Source organism: Micromonospora sp. NPDC003197, from assembly GCF_053590565.1.
On the sequence record NZ_JBSFTE010000035.1, the window covers coordinates 24,322 to 41,145 of the forward strand.

Genomic DNA, 16,824 nt, shown 5'->3' on the forward strand with positions numbered 1-16,824 from the left:
TTCCCTGATGCGGCACTAGTAAGCGACAGCGGGTAGGGGCCCTACCCGCACATCCCGCGCTGGTCTACGGACAACCCTCGGCTGGCGCCAAAACCGACCTCGCACGCCACCGATCCTGAGCACCTCAACGGAACCGGCCCGTCGGGCAAGTCCGGTCGCTCGGTGCCGCTAGCTCGTCGGCTGCTGACCCGGGCGACGCCGGGGACGCCTCGGCCGGCCGGAGCCACGGTGGGCGGATCGAGCCGTCGGTGCCGCTTTAGCTGCCGGTGCCGGCTGGACCGGCGGCGCAATGACCACCGGCACCCCGGACGGAATCCGCGCCCCGGTTACCCGAACCAGCTCCGAGTCACCGGGGCGGACCCGGATCGCCTCCGGCTTGATCCCGGCAGTACTCATCAACCGGGACACATCCCGGCGCTGCTCGGGCAGCACCAGGGTGACCACGGTGCCCGACTCGCCGGCCCGGGCGGTACGACCACCCCGGTGCAGGTAGTCCTTGGCCTCCGTCGGCGGGTCCACGTTGACCACCATGTCGAGCCCGTCGACGTGGATGCCGCGCGCCGCCACGTCGGTCGCCACCAGGGCGGTCACCTGGCCGGTGCGGAACTGCTCCAGGATTCGGGTCCGCTGCGGCTGCGACTTGCCACCGTGCAGGGCCGCCGCCCGTACGCCACTGGCCAGCAGTTGCCGGGCCAGCCGGTCCGCGCGGTGCTTCGTACCCATGAACAGGATGGTCCGGCCCTCGCGGGCGGCGATCTGGGTGAGTGCGGCGGACTTGTCGGCCAACTCCACGTGCAGGACGTGGTGGGTCATCGCGGTGACCGTGGCCGTCCCCGGATCGACGGAGTGCGACACCGGGTTGGTCAGGAAGCGTCGGACCAACCGGTCGACGCCCCGGTCCAGGGTGGCGGAGAAGAGCATCCGCTGCCCGTTCGGGGCGACCTGCTCCAGGATCTTGGTGACCTGCGGCAGGAATCCCATGTCGGCCATCTGGTCGGCCTCGTCCAGCACCGTGATGGCCACCTGGTCGAGCCGGCAGTCTCCCCGGTTGAGCAGGTCATTGAGCCGGCCCGGGGTGGCAACGACAACCTCGGCACCGGCCCGCAGGGCATCCGCCTGGCGCTGCAACGACAGCCCGCCCACCACGGTGGCGCAGCGTAGCTTGAGGGCCTGGGCGTACGGTGCTAGCGCGGTGGTGACCTGCTGGGCCAGCTCGCGGGTAGGCACCAGGACCAGTGCCAGCGGCCGGCCCGGGCGGGCCCGCTGGCCAGCGGTCCGGGACAGCAGCGGCAGGCCGAAGGCGAGGGTCTTACCGGAACCGGTACGGCCCCGGCCGAGGACGTCCCGACCGGCGAGCGAGTCAGGCAGGGTGGCTGCCTGGATCGGGAACGGCTCGGTGATGCCGTTCGCGGCCAGCGCGGCGTGCAGCGCAGGCGCCAACTGCGTGTCGGCGAACGTGTTGATGGCAGGGGTAGTCATGTGGAGCCTTCCTCGATGGCGGCACGTGTCGAGGAAGGCTCGTCAGGCGGAAAGCCGCACAGGCGAGCGCTGCCGCTGGGGGTATAGAACCACCGCCAACGGTCGCAAGCACGAACCGGAACAGAAGCGCGGGACCCGACCCGTGCCGGTAGGCACGGGTCGGCCGCGTCACCGCGCCCGGAGGGCGCGGTAGGACTGAGCGATGATGCCCAGCTCAGACGGGGCGGATGTTCTCCGCCTGCGGGCCCTTCTGGCCCTGGGTCACCTCGAACTCGACCCGCTGGTTCTCCTCGAGGCTGCGGTAGCCGGAGGACTGGATCGCGGAGAAGTGGGCGAAGACGTCAGCGCCGCCGCCGTCCGGGGTGATGAAGCCATAGCCCTTGTCAGCGTTGAACCACTTGACGGTGCCAATTGCCATTTGTTTCGTCTCCTTGACGGAACGATCGGGCCCGCTTGTGCAGCGGATCCGAGGAGGGTCGTCCGCGCCGACTTGCGCGGATCGGTGTCGCGCTGGTCGCCCCGCCCGGAGAACTCCGGACACAACAAAGCGCGCCTGGGGCCACAATCCCGCCAGGCGCACACAGAGTCTCTGGGAACCAAAACTGCAACTCGATCATCCTAGCACAGGCATCCATCTCCGCCAGCTTGGGAAAACTGCCCCACCCATGCCCGAGCCCTGGGGTCAGCCCTGGGGTCAGCCCTGGGGTCAGCCCTGCCCCAGCTCTGGCCCAGCTCTGGCCCAGCCCTGGGGTCGGCCCTGCCCGACCAGGGGTCAGCTGGGCAGTACCGCCTCGGGCAGTCCGGCCACCAGCGCGGCCAGCCCATCCGCGTCGAGCAGGTCGGCCGGACGTACGGTGGTGCCCTCTCGGACGTAGTGGAACGCCGCCCGCACGAGCTCGACCGGGACTCCGGCCAATTCCGCCCAGGCCAGCCGGTACGCGGCCAACTGCACCGCCGCAGCAGCCGCCTCAGGACCGGAGGGCTGGCGACCGGTCTTCCAGTCGACCACGTCGTACCGGCCACCAGTGGCGGTGAACACCGCATCCATCCGACCCCGGACCACCACCCCGGCGACGACCGTGGCGAACGGCACCTCCACCTCGATCGGCACCCGGTCCGCCCACTCGCTGGCCAGGAACCGCTCCTGCAACTCGATCAACGCCTCGTCGGGGGCGGCGTCCTCGTCGGCCGCGCCCGGCAGTTCGTCCACGTCCAGCAGACGATCCGCGCCGAACCGCTGCTCCAGCCAGGCGTGGAAGGCGGTGCCTCGGCGGGCGTACGGGTCGGGCCGGCTTGGCATCGGGCGACGCAGCGTACGCGCCAGCGCCTGCGGGTCGCGGCGCAACGCCACCAGCTGCGAGACGGACAGGTGGCCGGGCAGGGCCACCTCGACCGGCCCGTGCCGGTATGCCAGCCGGTCCCGTTCAGCGAGCAGCAGGTCGGCCTCCTGCCGCCACCGCACAATGTCCGGATCAACCTCGGCTGAGGCCGATCCGGCCGTCGCATCCGTCGTCGGCCCAGGCTCTGCCATCGGCCCAGCCTCCGCCATCGGCCCAGCCTCGGACGACAGCCCAGGATCGGACTGCGGCCGGCCTGACTCGGACTGCGGCCGGCCTGACTCGGGCAGCGGTGGGCCAGCGACAAGGAACTGCCGGACCAGGTTCGCCGCCTCGGCCATCACCGGCCGGCGGGCACCCAGCGGATCGGCTGGCCACTCGGCCCGCAACACCACCTCGGTAGTCGGGTTGACCGCGTCCCCGGCTGGCTCGGGTGCCCAGGTGTCGATCACGTAGCCGTCGTCTGGGCCACCGGCACGCTGGCCGTCGAGGCAGCAGTCGTACACCTCCTGCAGGAACACCGACGGGCCCCTAGGCCGCTTCGTACCCTCCCCCCACCAGTAGCCGGAACAGAGCAGCAACCGCCGGGGCCGGGTCACCCCGACGTACGCCAGCCGACGCTCCTCGCGTTCGTCGTGTGCCCACCAGTGCTCGATGAAGGTGGTCAGCGCCCGCGCCACCCCCTTCTGGTCCTCGGCACTGTCGAGATCCAACTCGGGCAGCCCGTCCGCGTCGCCGCGCAGCGGAAACGGCAACACACCGAGCCCGCGTAGGTAGTGGTCGGAGTTGCGGACCGGCCCCGGCCAGACCCCTCGGCTCAGCCCGGCCACCGCGACCACGTCCCACTCCAGGCCCTTGGCGGCGTGCGCGGTGAGGATCTGCACCGCCCCGTCCACCACCTCCACCTCACCTGGGGCCAGCCCGCGCTCCTCGTCCTCGGCGGCGGCGAGGAAGGCCAGGAAGCTGGAGAGCTGCCCGCCGCCGGAGTCGCTGGCGAACCGGGCGGCCACGTCACCCAGCGCGTCGAGATGTCCCCGGGCCAGGCCGGCATCCCCGCCGCGCCCGTCCACACCAGCCCGGACCGCCACCTCCACGTCCAGACCGATGGTGCGCTCCACGTCGGCGAGCAGATCGGGCAACGGCTGGTCGAGGCGGTAGCGCAGCAATGCCAGTTCCCGCCCGTACGCGCGCAGCCGGGCGTAGCCCTCCGCCGAATAGTTCTGCGCCGCCCCCAGGTCGGCCAGCGCCTCGATCAGCGTGGCCTCGTCCAGCCGGTCGACCACGATCTCCGGCTCGTCCGGGGAGCGGCCGGGCATCTCCAGTCGGGCGGCAACGATCTCCTTCGCCCGACGGTGCAGCGCCACCAGGTCCCGGGGACCGATTCGCCACCGGGCACCGGTCAACAGCCGCAGCAGCGACGCCCCGTCGGTCGGGTCGGACAGCACCCGCAGAGTGCAGACGACGTCGCGTACCTCCGGGGTGTCAAGCAGCCCGCCGAGCCCGACCACCTCGACCGGCAGGCCCCGGGCCCGCAGCGCATCCTCGATGGCGGGAATCTGGCTACGTACCCGGACCAGCACCGCGCTGGTCGGCCGCAGCTCCAGCGGAATGTGCTCGGGCAGCGCGTCGGGCATCCGGGCCGCACCCCGCCACGCGGCGAGCAGGCTGTCCGCGATCCAGTCCGCCTCGTCCTGATACGTCGCCAGCAGCGCGCAGTGGACGGTGCCGCCGGCCGCCCCGCCCGGCGTACGCAGCGGAATCGGCTCGGACACCCGGAACGCGGCGGCCAGCTCGGCGACCCGGGCCCCGGCCGCCCGCAGCGGGGTGGAGAGCCCGTTGGCCACGCCGAGGATCTCGGGGCGGTTACGCCAGCTCGTGGTCAACGTCAACGCCTCGGCCGGTTGGCCGTCGCGCCGGGTGAACTCGCCCGGAAAGCGGTCAAGTGTGCCGGCGCTGGCGCCCCGCCAGCCGTAGATGGACTGGCACGGGTCACCGACCGCGGCGACCGGGTGACCACCGCCGTAGAGCGAGCGCAGCAGCACCACCTGCGCGTGGCTGGTGTCCTGGTATTCGTCGAGCAGCACCACCCGGTAGCGGTCCCGCTCGATCGCCCCGACCTCGGGATGGTCCCGGGCGACCCGGGCGGCCCGAGCCATCTGGTCGCCGAAGTCCATCGCCTCGAAGTCCAGCTTCCGCTGGTCGTACGCGCGGACCAGGGGCAGCAGCCGCAGCCGGATCTGCTGGATGGTCAGTGCCTTGCGTACGTCGGCGTAGACCTTGCCCGGTCGGGACTGCACCTCGGCGAAGAACCGCCCGGTCCAGGCGGCCAGCTCGTCCGGGGTGACCAGGTGCTCGGCCAGCTCACCGGCGAGCGCCAGCACCGCATCGGTGATGGTGCCGGGTGCCCGGTCCACCTCGGACATGTCCCCGTCGTAGTTGCGCACCAGCAGGTCGACCAGTTGCCAGCGGGACGCTTCGGTGAGCAGTCGGGTGGCGGGTTCGTAGCCGGCGCGCAGCCCGTGCTCGGTGACGACCCGGGCCGCGTACGAGTGGTAGGTGGCCACCGTCGGTTCCCCGCCGAGCTGGTCGCCGCCGGGCACCCGCCCTTCCCGGCCCAGCCGCCGGATCAGCTGGTCGAGGCGGGTACGAACCCGATGGGCAAGTTCGCCGGCCGCCTTGCGGGTGAAGGTGAGACCGAGGATCTGCTCGGGGCGGACGTGCTCGTTGGCCACCAGCCAGACCACCCGGGCGGCCATCGTCTCCGTCTTGCCGGAGCCGGCACCTGCCACGACCAGCAGTGGTTCGACCGGGGCGGCGATGATCGCGGCCTGTTCCCGGGTGGGGGCGGGCTGACCGAGCAACCGGGCCAGCTCCACCGGGGTGAAGCGTGGGCCGGCGTCGGCCGTTCGCTGCGGCGGGGCCGGGGCGAACAGGGACGGCTGAGTCAAGACTTCTCCCCTGGCTGTCGCTGCCCCGGCTGACGCTGCCCCGGCGGCTCCAGCCGGGTGGGCGGCTCGACCACCTGTCGGCCCTGGCCGGAGACCGGGCAGCTGCTCCGTACCGGGCAGACCCGGCACTTCGAGTTGGTCACCGCCGAGAAGGTCGCGGCGGCCATCGTGTCGGCGGTACGCCGCACCATCGCCTGCGCCCAACCGACCTCCGCCGCTTCGCTGGTCGCCACCTGGGACTGCTCGCGGGCATCCTTCGTACCCGTACCGAGCTGCACCAGGGCCGCCCCACCGGACTCGGCACCGAACTCGGTGAACGCCCCCGCCTCCACCGCCGCCTGGTAGGCACCGAGCTGGGGATGCTCGGCGAGTTCGGGCGCTGTCACCGCCGTCGACTTGCCGGTCTTGAGGTCGATCACGACGAGTCGACCGTCGGTGTCGATCTCCAACCGGTCCACCCGGCCGGTCAGCTCGATCGGCCGGCTGGGGTCGTCGAGACGTACGGCGAACTCGTGCTCGATGGCGAGCAGCCGGCGCGGGTTGCCGGCCAGCCAGCGCAGCAGTTTGTCGACCATCGCCTCGGCGCGGCTCTGTTCCGGGCCGGCCATCCACCGGGCGGCCAGCTCGATCGCGTCGAACCGGGCCGCCACGTATTCGAGCAGCCGCTCCCGGTCGGCGCTGGCGTCCTCGGCGAGCATGGCGGCGGCGTGTACCAGGTTGCCGACGCCCTGTGCGGCGCTGGCCGGGCCGCTGCCGCCATGCTTCTCCAGCAGCCAGCGCAGGCTGCACCGCAGCGCGCTCTCCATGCTCGACGGGGTGACCTTGACCGCTTCCCCCTCGTCGATGAGCGGCCGGTCGTCGGAGAGCGTCCGCAGCCCCCACCACTGTTCCGGGTGTGCACCGGGCACCCCGGCGGCGGCGAGCCGGGCCAGCTCGGCGGCGGCCGCGCGCCGCCGGGTCAGCGGGGCCGCCGGGTCCACCACGGCGGTACGCAGTTCGGCGACCAGGGCCGGCAGGGTCAGCGCCCGAGGTGGCCGCCCGACCGGCAACGCCCCCGGCCGTTCGTCCGGCCCGGATTCATGCGGGCCGGAGTCGTCCGGCCCGGAGCCATGCGGCTTGGGGTCCTGCGGCTCGTACGGGTGCAGTTCGTGCAGGAACCGGCTCGGCTGCTCTTCGTGATCCGCACCGCCGACCGCCGCCGAGGCCACCGCGCTGACCAGGAGCCGCCGCCGGGCCCGGGTGGTCGCCACATAGAACAGTCGCCGTTCCTCGTCCAGCAGCGCCGAGGTCTGCCCGACCAAAGTCACCGCCGCACCGGCCCCCTCGCCCCGACCGGCCAGTACGTCGACCAGCCGCTCCGAGCCGAGCAGGCTGCCCCGCAGGCGCAGGTCGGGCCAGATCCCCTCCTGCACCCCGGCGACGGCTACCAGATCCCACTCCAGTCCCTTCGCCGCGTGGGCGGTGAGCAGTCGTACCGCCTCGCCCCGGTCGGCGCTCGGAGCGAGCGTGTCGGCGGGAAGCTGCTGGCCCAGCACGTGGTCGAGGAAGACCTCGGTACGGGCACCCGGCAACCGGTCCACGAACCGGGCGGCGGCGTCGAAGAGCACCACCACCGCGTCCAGGTCCCGGTCGGCTGCCGCCGCCCGCCAGTCCGGTCCGCCGCCGCCCTCGCCGGGGATCGGCCCCACCCAGGAACCGACCCCGTCCGAGGAGAGCTCACCGCCCCGGATGCCCCCACTCGCCCGGGAGATCGCCCCGGCCCAGCGTTCGGCCAGCCCGCTGGCCCGCCACACCGCCCACAGCACGTCCTCGACGGTGGCGCCCGGCTTCGCAGCAGCCTCCCGTGTGGTGGCGAGCAGCCCGGCGACCGCCTGGGCCGGGGCCGCCCACCGCCGTTCGATGGCGACCAGCTCCGCCGGGTCGCGCAACGCCTCGACCAGCAGCTCGCCGGAGGGGCGGCGATCTCCCCCGGCCAGCGCCAGCGCCCGCAGCCCCTGGCGCAGTCGCCGCTCCGCCAGCGGATCGGCCCCGCCCAGCGGCGAGTGCAGCAACGCGACCGCCGCCTCCTCGTCCAGCCGATCCGGTTCCAGGGCGCAGCGCAGGAGCAGCAACAGTGGGGCGACGCCGGGCTGTAGGTGCAACGGCAGGTCCTCGGCGTGCACGACGGTCGGCACCCCGGCCGCGTGCAGGGCCCGTTGGATCGGCGGCAGCTGCACGACGGTGGAGCGGACCACCACCGCCATCCGGGACCAGGGCACGCCGTCGAGCAGGTGCGCGGCGCGCAGGGCGTACGCCAGGTAGGCGGCCTCGCTGGTGCTGGACCGGAAGGTGCGTACCTCGACGGTGCCCGGCTCGACGTCGGGTAGTGGGGTCAGTTGGCGGTGGGCGATCGGACCGCGTAGCCGGCGGGCGACCCGGCCGGCTGCGGCAAGCAGTTCGGTCCCCGCCCGGTACGACGTGGTCAGCACGACGGTGCGCGCGATCGCCCCCGAGGCGGTGCGGAACCGGTGCGGAAACGTGCTCACCCCGGCCGGGTCGGCACCCCGGAAGGCATACGTCGATGAGTCCGGGTCGGCGAACGCGACCAGTGGCTTGCCACCACCAGCCACCAGGGCAAGCAGGTCGAGCTGGGCGGGGTCGGTGTCGGCGAGTTCGTCGACGTAGACGTACGCCAACCGGCGGCGCTCCGCCGCCAGCAGCTCAGGGTCGTCGGCGAGCAGCCCGGCGGCGGCCCGGACCAGTTCGGCGTTGTCGTAGGCGACCGAGCCTCGGGTGGTCACGTCCCGCAGGGCCAACACGGCGACGTACTCCCGGAGGAACCGGGCGGCGGCCGGCCAGTCGGCTCGGCCGAGTTTCTCGCCCATCCGGGCCAGTTCCACCGGTCCGACCCCCCGCTCGGCGGCGCGCAGCAGCAGGTCCCGCAACTGGGCGGCGAACGCCCGGGTACGCAGCGCCGGCCGCAGGTCGGTCGGCCAGCCGAACGGGTCGTCCGCGCCCTCCTCGCCGACCACGTCCAGCAACTCGCGGATGATCAGATCCTGCTCCGGCCCGGTGAGCAGCCGCGGGGACGGCTCGCCGCGTTCGGCCGCCGCCCGGCGCAGCAACCCGAAGGCGTACGCCGGAAAGGTGCGGACCAGGGGCTCGTGCACCACCCGGTGCTCGCCCTGTGCCACCCGCCCCTCGATCCGGTGGCGCAGGGCGGTGGCTCCCCGTCGACCGAAGGTCAGCACCAGGATCCGCTCCGGGTCGGTTCCCTCAGCCACCCGGGCCGCCACCGATTCGACCAGCGTGCTGGTCTTGCCGGTGCCCGGACCGCCGAGCACCAGCAGCGGACCGCCGGTGTGTGCGACGACCTCCTGTTGCCGGGCGTCGTCGAGGTGCGCCGGCGCGGCGTCGGCCGGCCGGCGGACCAGCCGGTACGCCTGCATGTCGCTCATCTCATCACGTGCGTGTGACGGGCCCGGGGCAGGTCGCCCCTCCCGCGTTGTCGGCAGGGTTCAGCCGAGCCGCGCCCCTCCCGCGTTGTCGGCAGGATTCTCAGCCGAGCCGCGCCTCGATCGCGTCCAACGCGGCAGGCACGGAGTCGACCACTATCAGCAGGTCCATCGCGCCCGGCTTGGCAAACGCCTGGTCGGGCAGGCTCCGCAGCCAGTCGAGCAGCCCCCGGTAGAAGCCGTCCGCGTCGACCAGCACCACCGGCTTGCGGTGCATCGCCAGGGTCGCCGTGGTCCACACCTCGAAGAGTTCGTCCAGGGTGCCGAGCCCGCCGGGCAGGGTGAGGAAGGCGTCCGACTTGTCGATCATGACTGTCTTACGACTGGCCATCCCGTCGGTGACCATCAGGTCGTCGGCGCTCAGGTCGGCGACCTCCAGGTCGACCAACGCCTGCGGGATGACGCCCAGGGTGTGGCCGCCACCGGCCCGCGCCCCATCGGCCACCGCACCCATCATGCCGACGCAGCCACCCCCGGAGACCAGAGTGTGGCCCCGTTGGGCGATCTCCGTGCCGGTCTGGGTGGCGAGGTCGAGCCAACGCTGGTCGAGGGAGATGGAGGAGGCGCAGAAGACACAGACCGCAGCCATTCTCAGCGCTCCTCGGACGTGGTGGAAGGCGACTCCTGGCTGGCTTCGGTCTGGGCGACGGCCGTCTCCCGGACCGCCTCCCGCTCGGCACCGAGCGCCGCATCGGCGTCGACGATGTGCCGTACCGCGGCCGTCACGTCGTCGGTGACGCAGATCAGGTCGAGGTCCACCGGGCTGATCTTGCCGTCGGTCATCATCGTGGCGCGCAGCCAGTCGAGCAGCCCTCGCCAGTAGCTCTCCCCCATCAGCACGACCGGGAACCGGGTGACCTTGCCGGTCTGCACCAGGGTCAGGGCCTCGAAGAGTTCGTCCATGGTGCCGAAACCGCCGGGGAGTACGACGAACGCCTGGGCGTACTTGACGAACATGGTCTTGCGGGCGAAGAAGTACCGGAAGTCGATGGCCAGGTCTACCCAGTCGTTGATGCCCTGCTCGAACGGCAACTCGATGCCGAGCCCGACCGAGAGCCCGCCCGCTTCGCTGGCCCCCCGGTTGGCCGCCTCCATCACCCCGGGCCCCCCACCGGTGATCACGGCGTAGCCGGCTCGGGCGAGCGCGGCACCCAGTTCCTCGGCCAACCGGCACTCCGGGCTGTCCGGCTTGCTCCGGGCGGAGCCGAAGACGCTGACCGCAGGCGGCAGATCGGCCAGGGTGTCGAAGCCCTCGACGAACTCGGAGAGGATCCGCAGGGCCCGCCAGGCGTCCTTGGTCTTCCACTCCTGTCGGCTACGGGAGTCGAGCAACCGCTGGTCGGCGGTACTCTTCGGAATGACCTGCCGCCGCAGCGTGACCGCCCCGCGATGCCGCTCCGGGGTGGGTTGGCGGTCGGTGTTCGGACTCTTGCTGTGGCTCATGGGGTCAACGGTAGTGGTGAGGGCCAGACCGCGTACTTCGGCCATCCACCCCCTTTGCAAGATTCTCGACGAATTGTCGGGGATCCGGGGCAACTAAACCGGTGGTTGACGCGTCTCACCATTTACATACTGGGTAGATACGGCGTCATGCGCCGTCGGAGCGCCTTTGGGGGAGGGCACACCATGATGAGCAACAGCGAGATGTCGCGGATCCGCCGACAGATGCGCCGGCGGATCCGGGACGTGGTGGCCGAGCGCCGGCTGGCCCGGCAACACGATGCCGCCGCAGCCGAGACTGCCAACCCGGCGCCGATCGCGGCGGACCCCCGGCTCGGCGAAGGGGCCATGATCAGCAGCTAGCAGGCCAGCCACATGATCGGCGGCCAGCAGTCCGGCCGCACGATCGTTGGCTAGCCGGCCAGCCAGCGATGCAGGGTCGCGGCCCCTTCCCGGATCTTGCCGATCTCGACGTGCTCGTCCGGAGCATGCGCCAGGTTGGGGTCACCCGGCCCGAAGTTCAACGCCGGGATGCCCAGCGCGGCGAACCGCGCCACGTCCGTCCAGCCCAGCTTCCCCACCGGTGCCGCACCGACCGCAGCCAGGAACTCCCGGGCCGGCTGCGCGGTCAACCCCGGCAACGCACCCCCCGCCAAGTCGGTCACCGTCACGTCGAGACCGGCAAACACCTCGCGTACGTGCGCCTGCGCCTGCTCCTCGCTGCGATCCGGGGCGAACCGGTAGTTGACCTCGACCTCACACCGGTCGGGAACCACGTTGCCGGCCACCCCACCCTGGATGCGAACCGCGTTCAGCCCCTCCCGGTACGTGCACCCGTCGATCTCCACGGTCCGCGCCTGGTACGCCGCCAACCGGTTCAGCACGTCACCGGCCGCGTGGATGGCGTTCACCCCCCGCCAGGACCGGGCCGAGTGCGCCCGTCGTCCCGTGGTGCTCACCATCGCCCGCATGGTGCCCTGGCAACCCGCCTCGACCTTGCCGTACGTCGGTTCGAGGAGCACCGCGAAGTCGGCCGCCAGCCACTCCGGGTGCGCCTGGGAGACCAGGAACAGCCCGTTGTATCGGGACTCGATCTCCTCCGCCTCGTAGAAGAAGTACGTCACGTCGTAGCGCGGATTCGGCACGGTCATCGCCAGGTGCAGCGCGTACGCGACCCCCGACTTCATGTCCGACGTGCCACAGCCGTAGAGCAGGTCGTCACGCAGCGTCGACGGAAAGTTGTTGTTGTGCGGCACGGTGTCGAGGTGCCCCGCCAGCACGACCCGCTGCGCCCGACCCAACTCCGTACGGGCCATCACCGTGTTGCCGTACCGCTGCACGGTCAGGTGCGGGGCGGACCGGAGGACCTCCTCGACGCAGTCGGCGATGAACTTCTCATTCAACGAGACGGACTCGATGTCCACCAGAGCGCGGGTCAGCGCCACCGGATCGGCCAACACATCGGGGGTGAGCGGGTTGTTCATGCTGCCCAACGGTACCTTCAAGACCGTGAGGGCGAGGAGCGAGCGTTCAGGGATCGCTCGCGTGGGACGCGGCGATGCCGGAATGCGAGCAGAGCTTGCGAGCCCCGCAGTTCACGAACGAAAGGCGACACCGTGAGGGCGAGGAGCGAGCTTGCGAGCCCCGCAGTTCACGAACGAAAGGGCAACACCGTGAGTAATGTGCAGCCCGCCTGGGGTATCGGCCTGGCCACCATCACCGCGGACGACCAGGTGCTCGACACCTGGTACCCGACCGGCAAGCTGGGACTCGGCCCGCTACCCCTGGTAGCCGGTGAGGACTCTGGAGACGTACTGGACCTGCCACCGGGAGCGATCGGCGATCGGGCACTGCCGGGTCTGCGTACGGTGCAGGTAGTCACCGAGATCAAGTCGCTGGATGATCCGATCTCCGGCGCGTCCGACGCGTACCTGCGGTTGCATTTGCTCTCCCACCGCCTGGTGCGACCCAACGAGCTGAACCTCGACGGCATCTTCGGGGCGCTGGCCAACGTGGCGTGGACCTCGGCTGGGCCGTGCCCGCCGGACCGGGTGGACGAGCTGCGGGTGATCGAGCGGGCCGCCGGCCGGTACCTGTCGGTCTACGGGGTGGACAAGTTCCCCCGAATGACCGACTACGTGGTCCCCTCCGGCGTACGGATCGCCGACGCGGACCGGGTCCGGCTCGGCGCGTATCTGGCTGCCGGGACCACTGTCATGCACGAGGGCTTCGTCAACTTCAACGCCGGCACCCTCGGCACATCGATGGTCGAGGGCCGGATCGTGCAGGGTGTGGTGGTCGGCGACGGGTCGGACATCGGCGGCGGCGCATCGATCATGGGCACTCTCTCGGGTGGTGGCACCGAGAAGGTCCGGATCGGCGAGCGCAGCCTGCTCGGAGCCAACTCCGGGGTCGGCTTCTCGATCGGTGACGACTGTGTGGTCGAGGCGGGCTGCTACATCACCGCCGCCTCCAAGGTCGCCCTGCCAGATGGTCGGGTGGTCAAGGCCCGCGAACTTTCCGGCGTCGACGGGCTGCTGTTCTGGCGCAACTCGGTCACCGGGGCGCTGGAAGCCAAGCCTCGTACCGGCCAGGGCATCGCGCTGAACGCCGCCCTGCACGCCAACGACTGAGGTGTTAGGAAGGGCCCCTTCTTATCGCTTTCTGCATAGGAAGGGGCCCTTCCTAACACCAGAACGGATCAGATCAACTTGTACGCCCGGATCACGCTCTGCGTGACCGTGTTACCGGCTGAGTCGACCGCCTTGGCGCGCAGGGAGACGTACCCGGGCTGTGCCGGGTGCCGAACGCTGGCCACCCAGCCCTTGCCGGACGAGCGGACCTTCGCCTTCTGCCAGGTCTTCCCATCGTCGTAGGAGACCTCGACCGTCAACGACCGCACCGATCCAGCCGGAATGCCTGGCTGGTGCACGACCGTCACCGGGATGTCGAACGCCTGACCGGCGGGAGCGGCGTTGGTGGCGTCCAGCCTCGGCGCGTACCGCACCGCCATCGCCGGCAACCGGGCCGGCTCATCCCCGGCCACGTGCCCGGACCGGAACGTCCAGACCGCCTCGACCCGAGTACCCAACTCACTCACGCTACGGGTGGCCGACGTCTCCAATCGGAAACTTGCCCGACCCGGCGGCACCTCGAACCACCCGTACCCGGGTTCGGTGTTTTCTCCGACCAGCTTGCCGTTGCGGTACAACGCCGTACGACCAGCGTCTGTCAGCGAATCTCCGAGGTGTCCGGCGTTGTCGCTGAACAGCGGCAGGCTCGCTGCCACCGTGTCACCCTGCCGGAGGATCCCCGCGAACGGCCGATCACCCTTCGAGAAGGCGGGGCCGTACGGGGCGGCGTTCCACCGTTCCTGGTAGTGCCTACCGGCCTGGTAGCCCGTCGCCTCCGACCGAAGGACCGTTTCCGTCACCGGCCAGGACGCAGGATCGTCCCACCGCTCGAACCACATCTCTGCCGTCCACTGCACGTCGTTGGTGTTGTAGTACTCGACGCGCTGGCTCGGAAGGTCGGTCCGGATGAGCACCGCCGCACCGCCCATGTTGTACGGATGCACCGGGATCGCGCCACGGTAGACCAGCCCCCCGTTGGGCGGCACCGTGCCCCGTAGATCCTGCCGTACGGTGGCCAGGTCCTGCTTCCGGTAGTGCCGAACGAACCCGGTCGGCACCCGCCCGGGTATGGCCTCGGAGACCGAGTACAGGTAAGGGCTGTTGGTGAACTCTCCCTCGCTGTTCACCTTGAGCCATTGAGCGGCGACCGATGCGGCAAACTCGGTGTCCGGAAGCACCTTGCCGAGATGTCCGATGGAGAGGCCTTCCAGGTCGGGGCTCATCGCCCCGAAGTCGTACGGCAGGTCGGGTGCCAGGTAGGTGTGCCCCAGGTAGGCCAGGGCCGTGACCGCGCTCGGCTCCGGCACGGTCATCTGGACCGGCTTGGCATTACGCGCGTCGAGGGTGATCGTGGTGTCCCGGCTCAACATCAGCTCCGGCTGGACGAGCGTGGCCAGATCTATCCGGGACGCACGTGGAGTTTCCAGCCAACTGGTCAGCCCGTAGCGTCCCTTGGGCAGGCGGATCGTGAGCGTGCCGTCCGGTTCGTACAGATACGCAGACCAGTACTTGTCGAGCCCGACGAGGATGGACAGGTAACTGACGGGTACGGTGCCGTCAGCGTCGATGTGGGCGATGGTCAGGTTGTAGCTCTCCGGCTCCTTGTTGACCGCCAGCGGGGTGTTGACCACGGTCGACCCGGCGGTGGCCAGCAACCGGCCGGTGTAGTGCCCGTCCGGGCTCTCGACGCTGGTGTCGGCGGTGACGGTCACCTCGGTCTGACCACCGGCCGGGACCGTTACCTGCGTTGCGCTCACCTGGAACATCCCGGCCGGAGCGGCAACCCCACCCGGGCCGGTGACCTGGGCGGCAAGTTGCAGGGTGACCGCCTCAGCGCCAGGGTTGCGGTAGGTCACCGTACGGGTGACCGGCTCGTCGTCACCGTGCGGCCACATCGTCCGCCCGTAGGAAACGCTCACCGGCACGGTCGTCACGCTCTGGGTGATGGCGCGGGCCACGTCGACCCGACCCGCCCCCTGCTCGAACGCGGTCAACGCTGGATTCGGCTTCGCCGACGAAATCAGCGTCGCCTTGAGCTGCTCGGCCTTCCAGTCCGGATGCTGCTGGGCCAGCAGCGCCACCGCCCCCACCACGTGCGGGGTCGCCATGGACGTGCCAGACGCGGTCCGGTACGAATCCGAGCCGGTGCCACCGGCTCGGGCCGCCACGATCTCCACCCCCGGCGCGGTGAGGTCCGGCTTGATCGCCTCATCACCAACCCGGGGACCACGGCTGGAGAAGTCAGCCAACTGGTCGTCCCGGTCCACCGCACCGACCGTCAGCGCCGCATCGGCACTGCCGGGAGAGCCGACCGTACCCTCGGCACCGTCGTTACCAGCCGCGATCACGAACAACGTGCCAGTCTGCGCGGTCAACGTGTTGACCGCCTCCTCCAACGGATCGATCTCCGGACTATCCATCCCGCCGAGGCTGAGGTTGACCACCGTGGCCCGCTTCTCCACCGCAGCCCACTGCATACCGGCCAAGATCGCCGAGTCGGTGCAGAAGAACGATTCACAGACCTTGCCGGAGAGCAGCGTGGCGTCCGGGGCCACCCCGCGATACTTCCCACCCGAGGCGGCACCACTGCCCGCGATGGTCGAGGCCACATGCGTACCGTGACCGACCTCGTCCCCCGCATCGGGCGCCTCACTGAAGTTCCGGGACTCCGTCACCCTGCCGGCCAGATCCGGATGCTCGACGTCGACACCGGTGTCCAGTACCGCCACGGTGATACCCCGACCGGTGAACCCGGCCTGATAAGCAGCGGGCGCACCGATCTGCGGCACGCTGTGCTCCAACGAGACCTTGCGCTTTCCGTCCAGCCAGATCCGGCTGATCCCGCCCGACACATCGGTCCGGGCAGCCGCTGGACCAGTGGCAACCGCCGCCCAGAATTGGCTGGCCCGACTCTTTCCCACTGTCACGGCCGCACCACCGACAGTCGGCAGGTCCCGGGTCACCTCGGCCCCTGCGGCACTGACCGTGGCGGCAGCCCGGCCAGCCACACCGGAACGAGAGGTCACGATCAACGGCAGGCTGTCCCGAGCGGCGTCGTGGTAACCGTCCCGGACGAGTCCCCGTACATCGAACAACCGACGATCCAACTTTCCATCCCGCACCAGACGCTGCGCGTCCTGCGGGATCACGTACACCGCATCCCGCTCCCGGTTGACGAAGAACCGGACATCCTCCCGGCCCTTGGCGGGCTGGACACTGGTGGCACCGGAGGGGGTCAGGGTGACTCGGTCGCCGGTCAGCAGTGTCACGGTGCCCACCCCGGTCCGGGCCGCCCCCGCGAACGGTCCAGTCGGGACGGTTTCGCCCGGCGGCGTGACGGTGGGTGCGGTCGGCTTCGCCCAACCGGCAGGCCCGGTGCCAAGCACCATGCCAACCGTGAGCACAGCGGCCGCCAGTCTTCTCGATAGGTGCATGCGTACCTCCAGGATCGAATTGAGCCCAAGGAGCAACAGGTCTATCGATGTAGGAACGC

10 protein-coding genes are annotated in these 16,824 nt (G+C 70.8%); 2 read left to right on the plus strand and 8 right to left on the minus strand.

What is annotated here, in order from left to right; genetic code table 11:
* Positions 1-168: 168 nt before the first annotated feature.
* The 6 genes from ACWDV4_RS27680 to ACWDV4_RS27705 form a co-directional block, all read right to left on the minus strand.
* A complete protein-coding gene (locus ACWDV4_RS27680) occupies positions 169-1,479 on the minus strand; it encodes a DEAD/DEAH box helicase (RefSeq protein ID WP_449984551.1) in 1,311 nt (436 codons plus the stop codon).
* 214 nt (positions 1,480-1,693) lie between these two features.
* Positions 1,694-1,897, minus strand: a complete 204-nt coding sequence (cspE, locus tag ACWDV4_RS27685; RefSeq protein WP_184535897.1) for a transcription antiterminator/RNA stability regulator CspE — start codon at positions 1,895-1,897, stop codon at positions 1,694-1,696.
* Positions 1,898-2,251: 354 nt separating this feature from the next.
* Positions 2,252-5,764 (minus strand): UvrD-helicase domain-containing protein, encoded by a 3,513-nt coding sequence (locus tag ACWDV4_RS27690; protein WP_449984555.1) that lies wholly within the window; start codon positions 5,762-5,764, stop codon positions 2,252-2,254.
* On the minus strand, positions 5,761-9,192 hold the full coding sequence (locus tag ACWDV4_RS27695; protein WP_449984630.1) for an ATP-dependent helicase: 3,432 nt from the start codon (positions 9,190-9,192) through the stop codon (positions 5,761-5,763). The genes ACWDV4_RS27690 and ACWDV4_RS27695 overlap by 4 nt, the downstream gene beginning before the upstream one ends.
* A 109-nt stretch (positions 9,193-9,301) precedes the next feature.
* The gene (locus ACWDV4_RS27700; RefSeq protein ID WP_449984557.1) at positions 9,302-9,847 is read right to left on the minus strand and encodes an LOG family protein; all 546 of its coding nucleotides are present in this window, start codon (positions 9,845-9,847) and stop codon (positions 9,302-9,304) included.
* Between the two features lie 2 nt (positions 9,848-9,849).
* Positions 9,850-10,701 carry an LOG family protein gene (locus ACWDV4_RS27705; protein WP_449984560.1) on the minus strand — a complete coding sequence of 284 codons (852 nt, stop codon included), beginning with the start codon at positions 10,699-10,701 and terminating at the stop codon, positions 9,850-9,852.
* Positions 10,702-10,884: 183 nt separating this feature from the next.
* Here ACWDV4_RS27705 and ACWDV4_RS27710 point away from each other — a divergent pair, with 183 nt between their 5' ends.
* Positions 10,885-11,061, plus strand: coding sequence for a hypothetical protein (locus tag ACWDV4_RS27710; RefSeq protein ID WP_449984562.1), 177 nt, complete (start codon positions 10,885-10,887; stop codon positions 11,059-11,061).
* 50 nt (positions 11,062-11,111) lie between these two features.
* Here the strand turns inward: ACWDV4_RS27710 and dapE are convergent, their stop codons facing one another.
* Complete coding sequence (gene dapE / locus ACWDV4_RS27715) at positions 11,112-12,182, minus strand: succinyl-diaminopimelate desuccinylase (RefSeq protein WP_449984565.1); 1,071 nt, start codon at positions 12,180-12,182, stop codon at positions 11,112-11,114.
* Positions 12,183-12,371: 189 nt separating this feature from the next.
* Between dapE and dapD the strand changes: the two genes are divergently transcribed.
* Positions 12,372-13,331: a 2,3,4,5-tetrahydropyridine-2,6-dicarboxylate N-succinyltransferase gene (gene dapD / locus ACWDV4_RS27720; RefSeq protein WP_449984567.1), complete on the plus strand. Its 960-nt coding sequence runs from the start codon at positions 12,372-12,374 to the stop codon at positions 13,329-13,331.
* 68 nt (positions 13,332-13,399) lie between these two features.
* Here dapD and ACWDV4_RS27725 read toward each other — a convergent pair whose 3' ends face one another.
* Positions 13,400-16,720, minus strand: a complete 3,321-nt coding sequence (locus tag ACWDV4_RS27725) for a S8 family serine peptidase (protein WP_449984633.1) — start codon at positions 16,718-16,720, stop codon at positions 13,400-13,402.
* Positions 16,721-16,824: the final 104 nt, after the last annotated feature.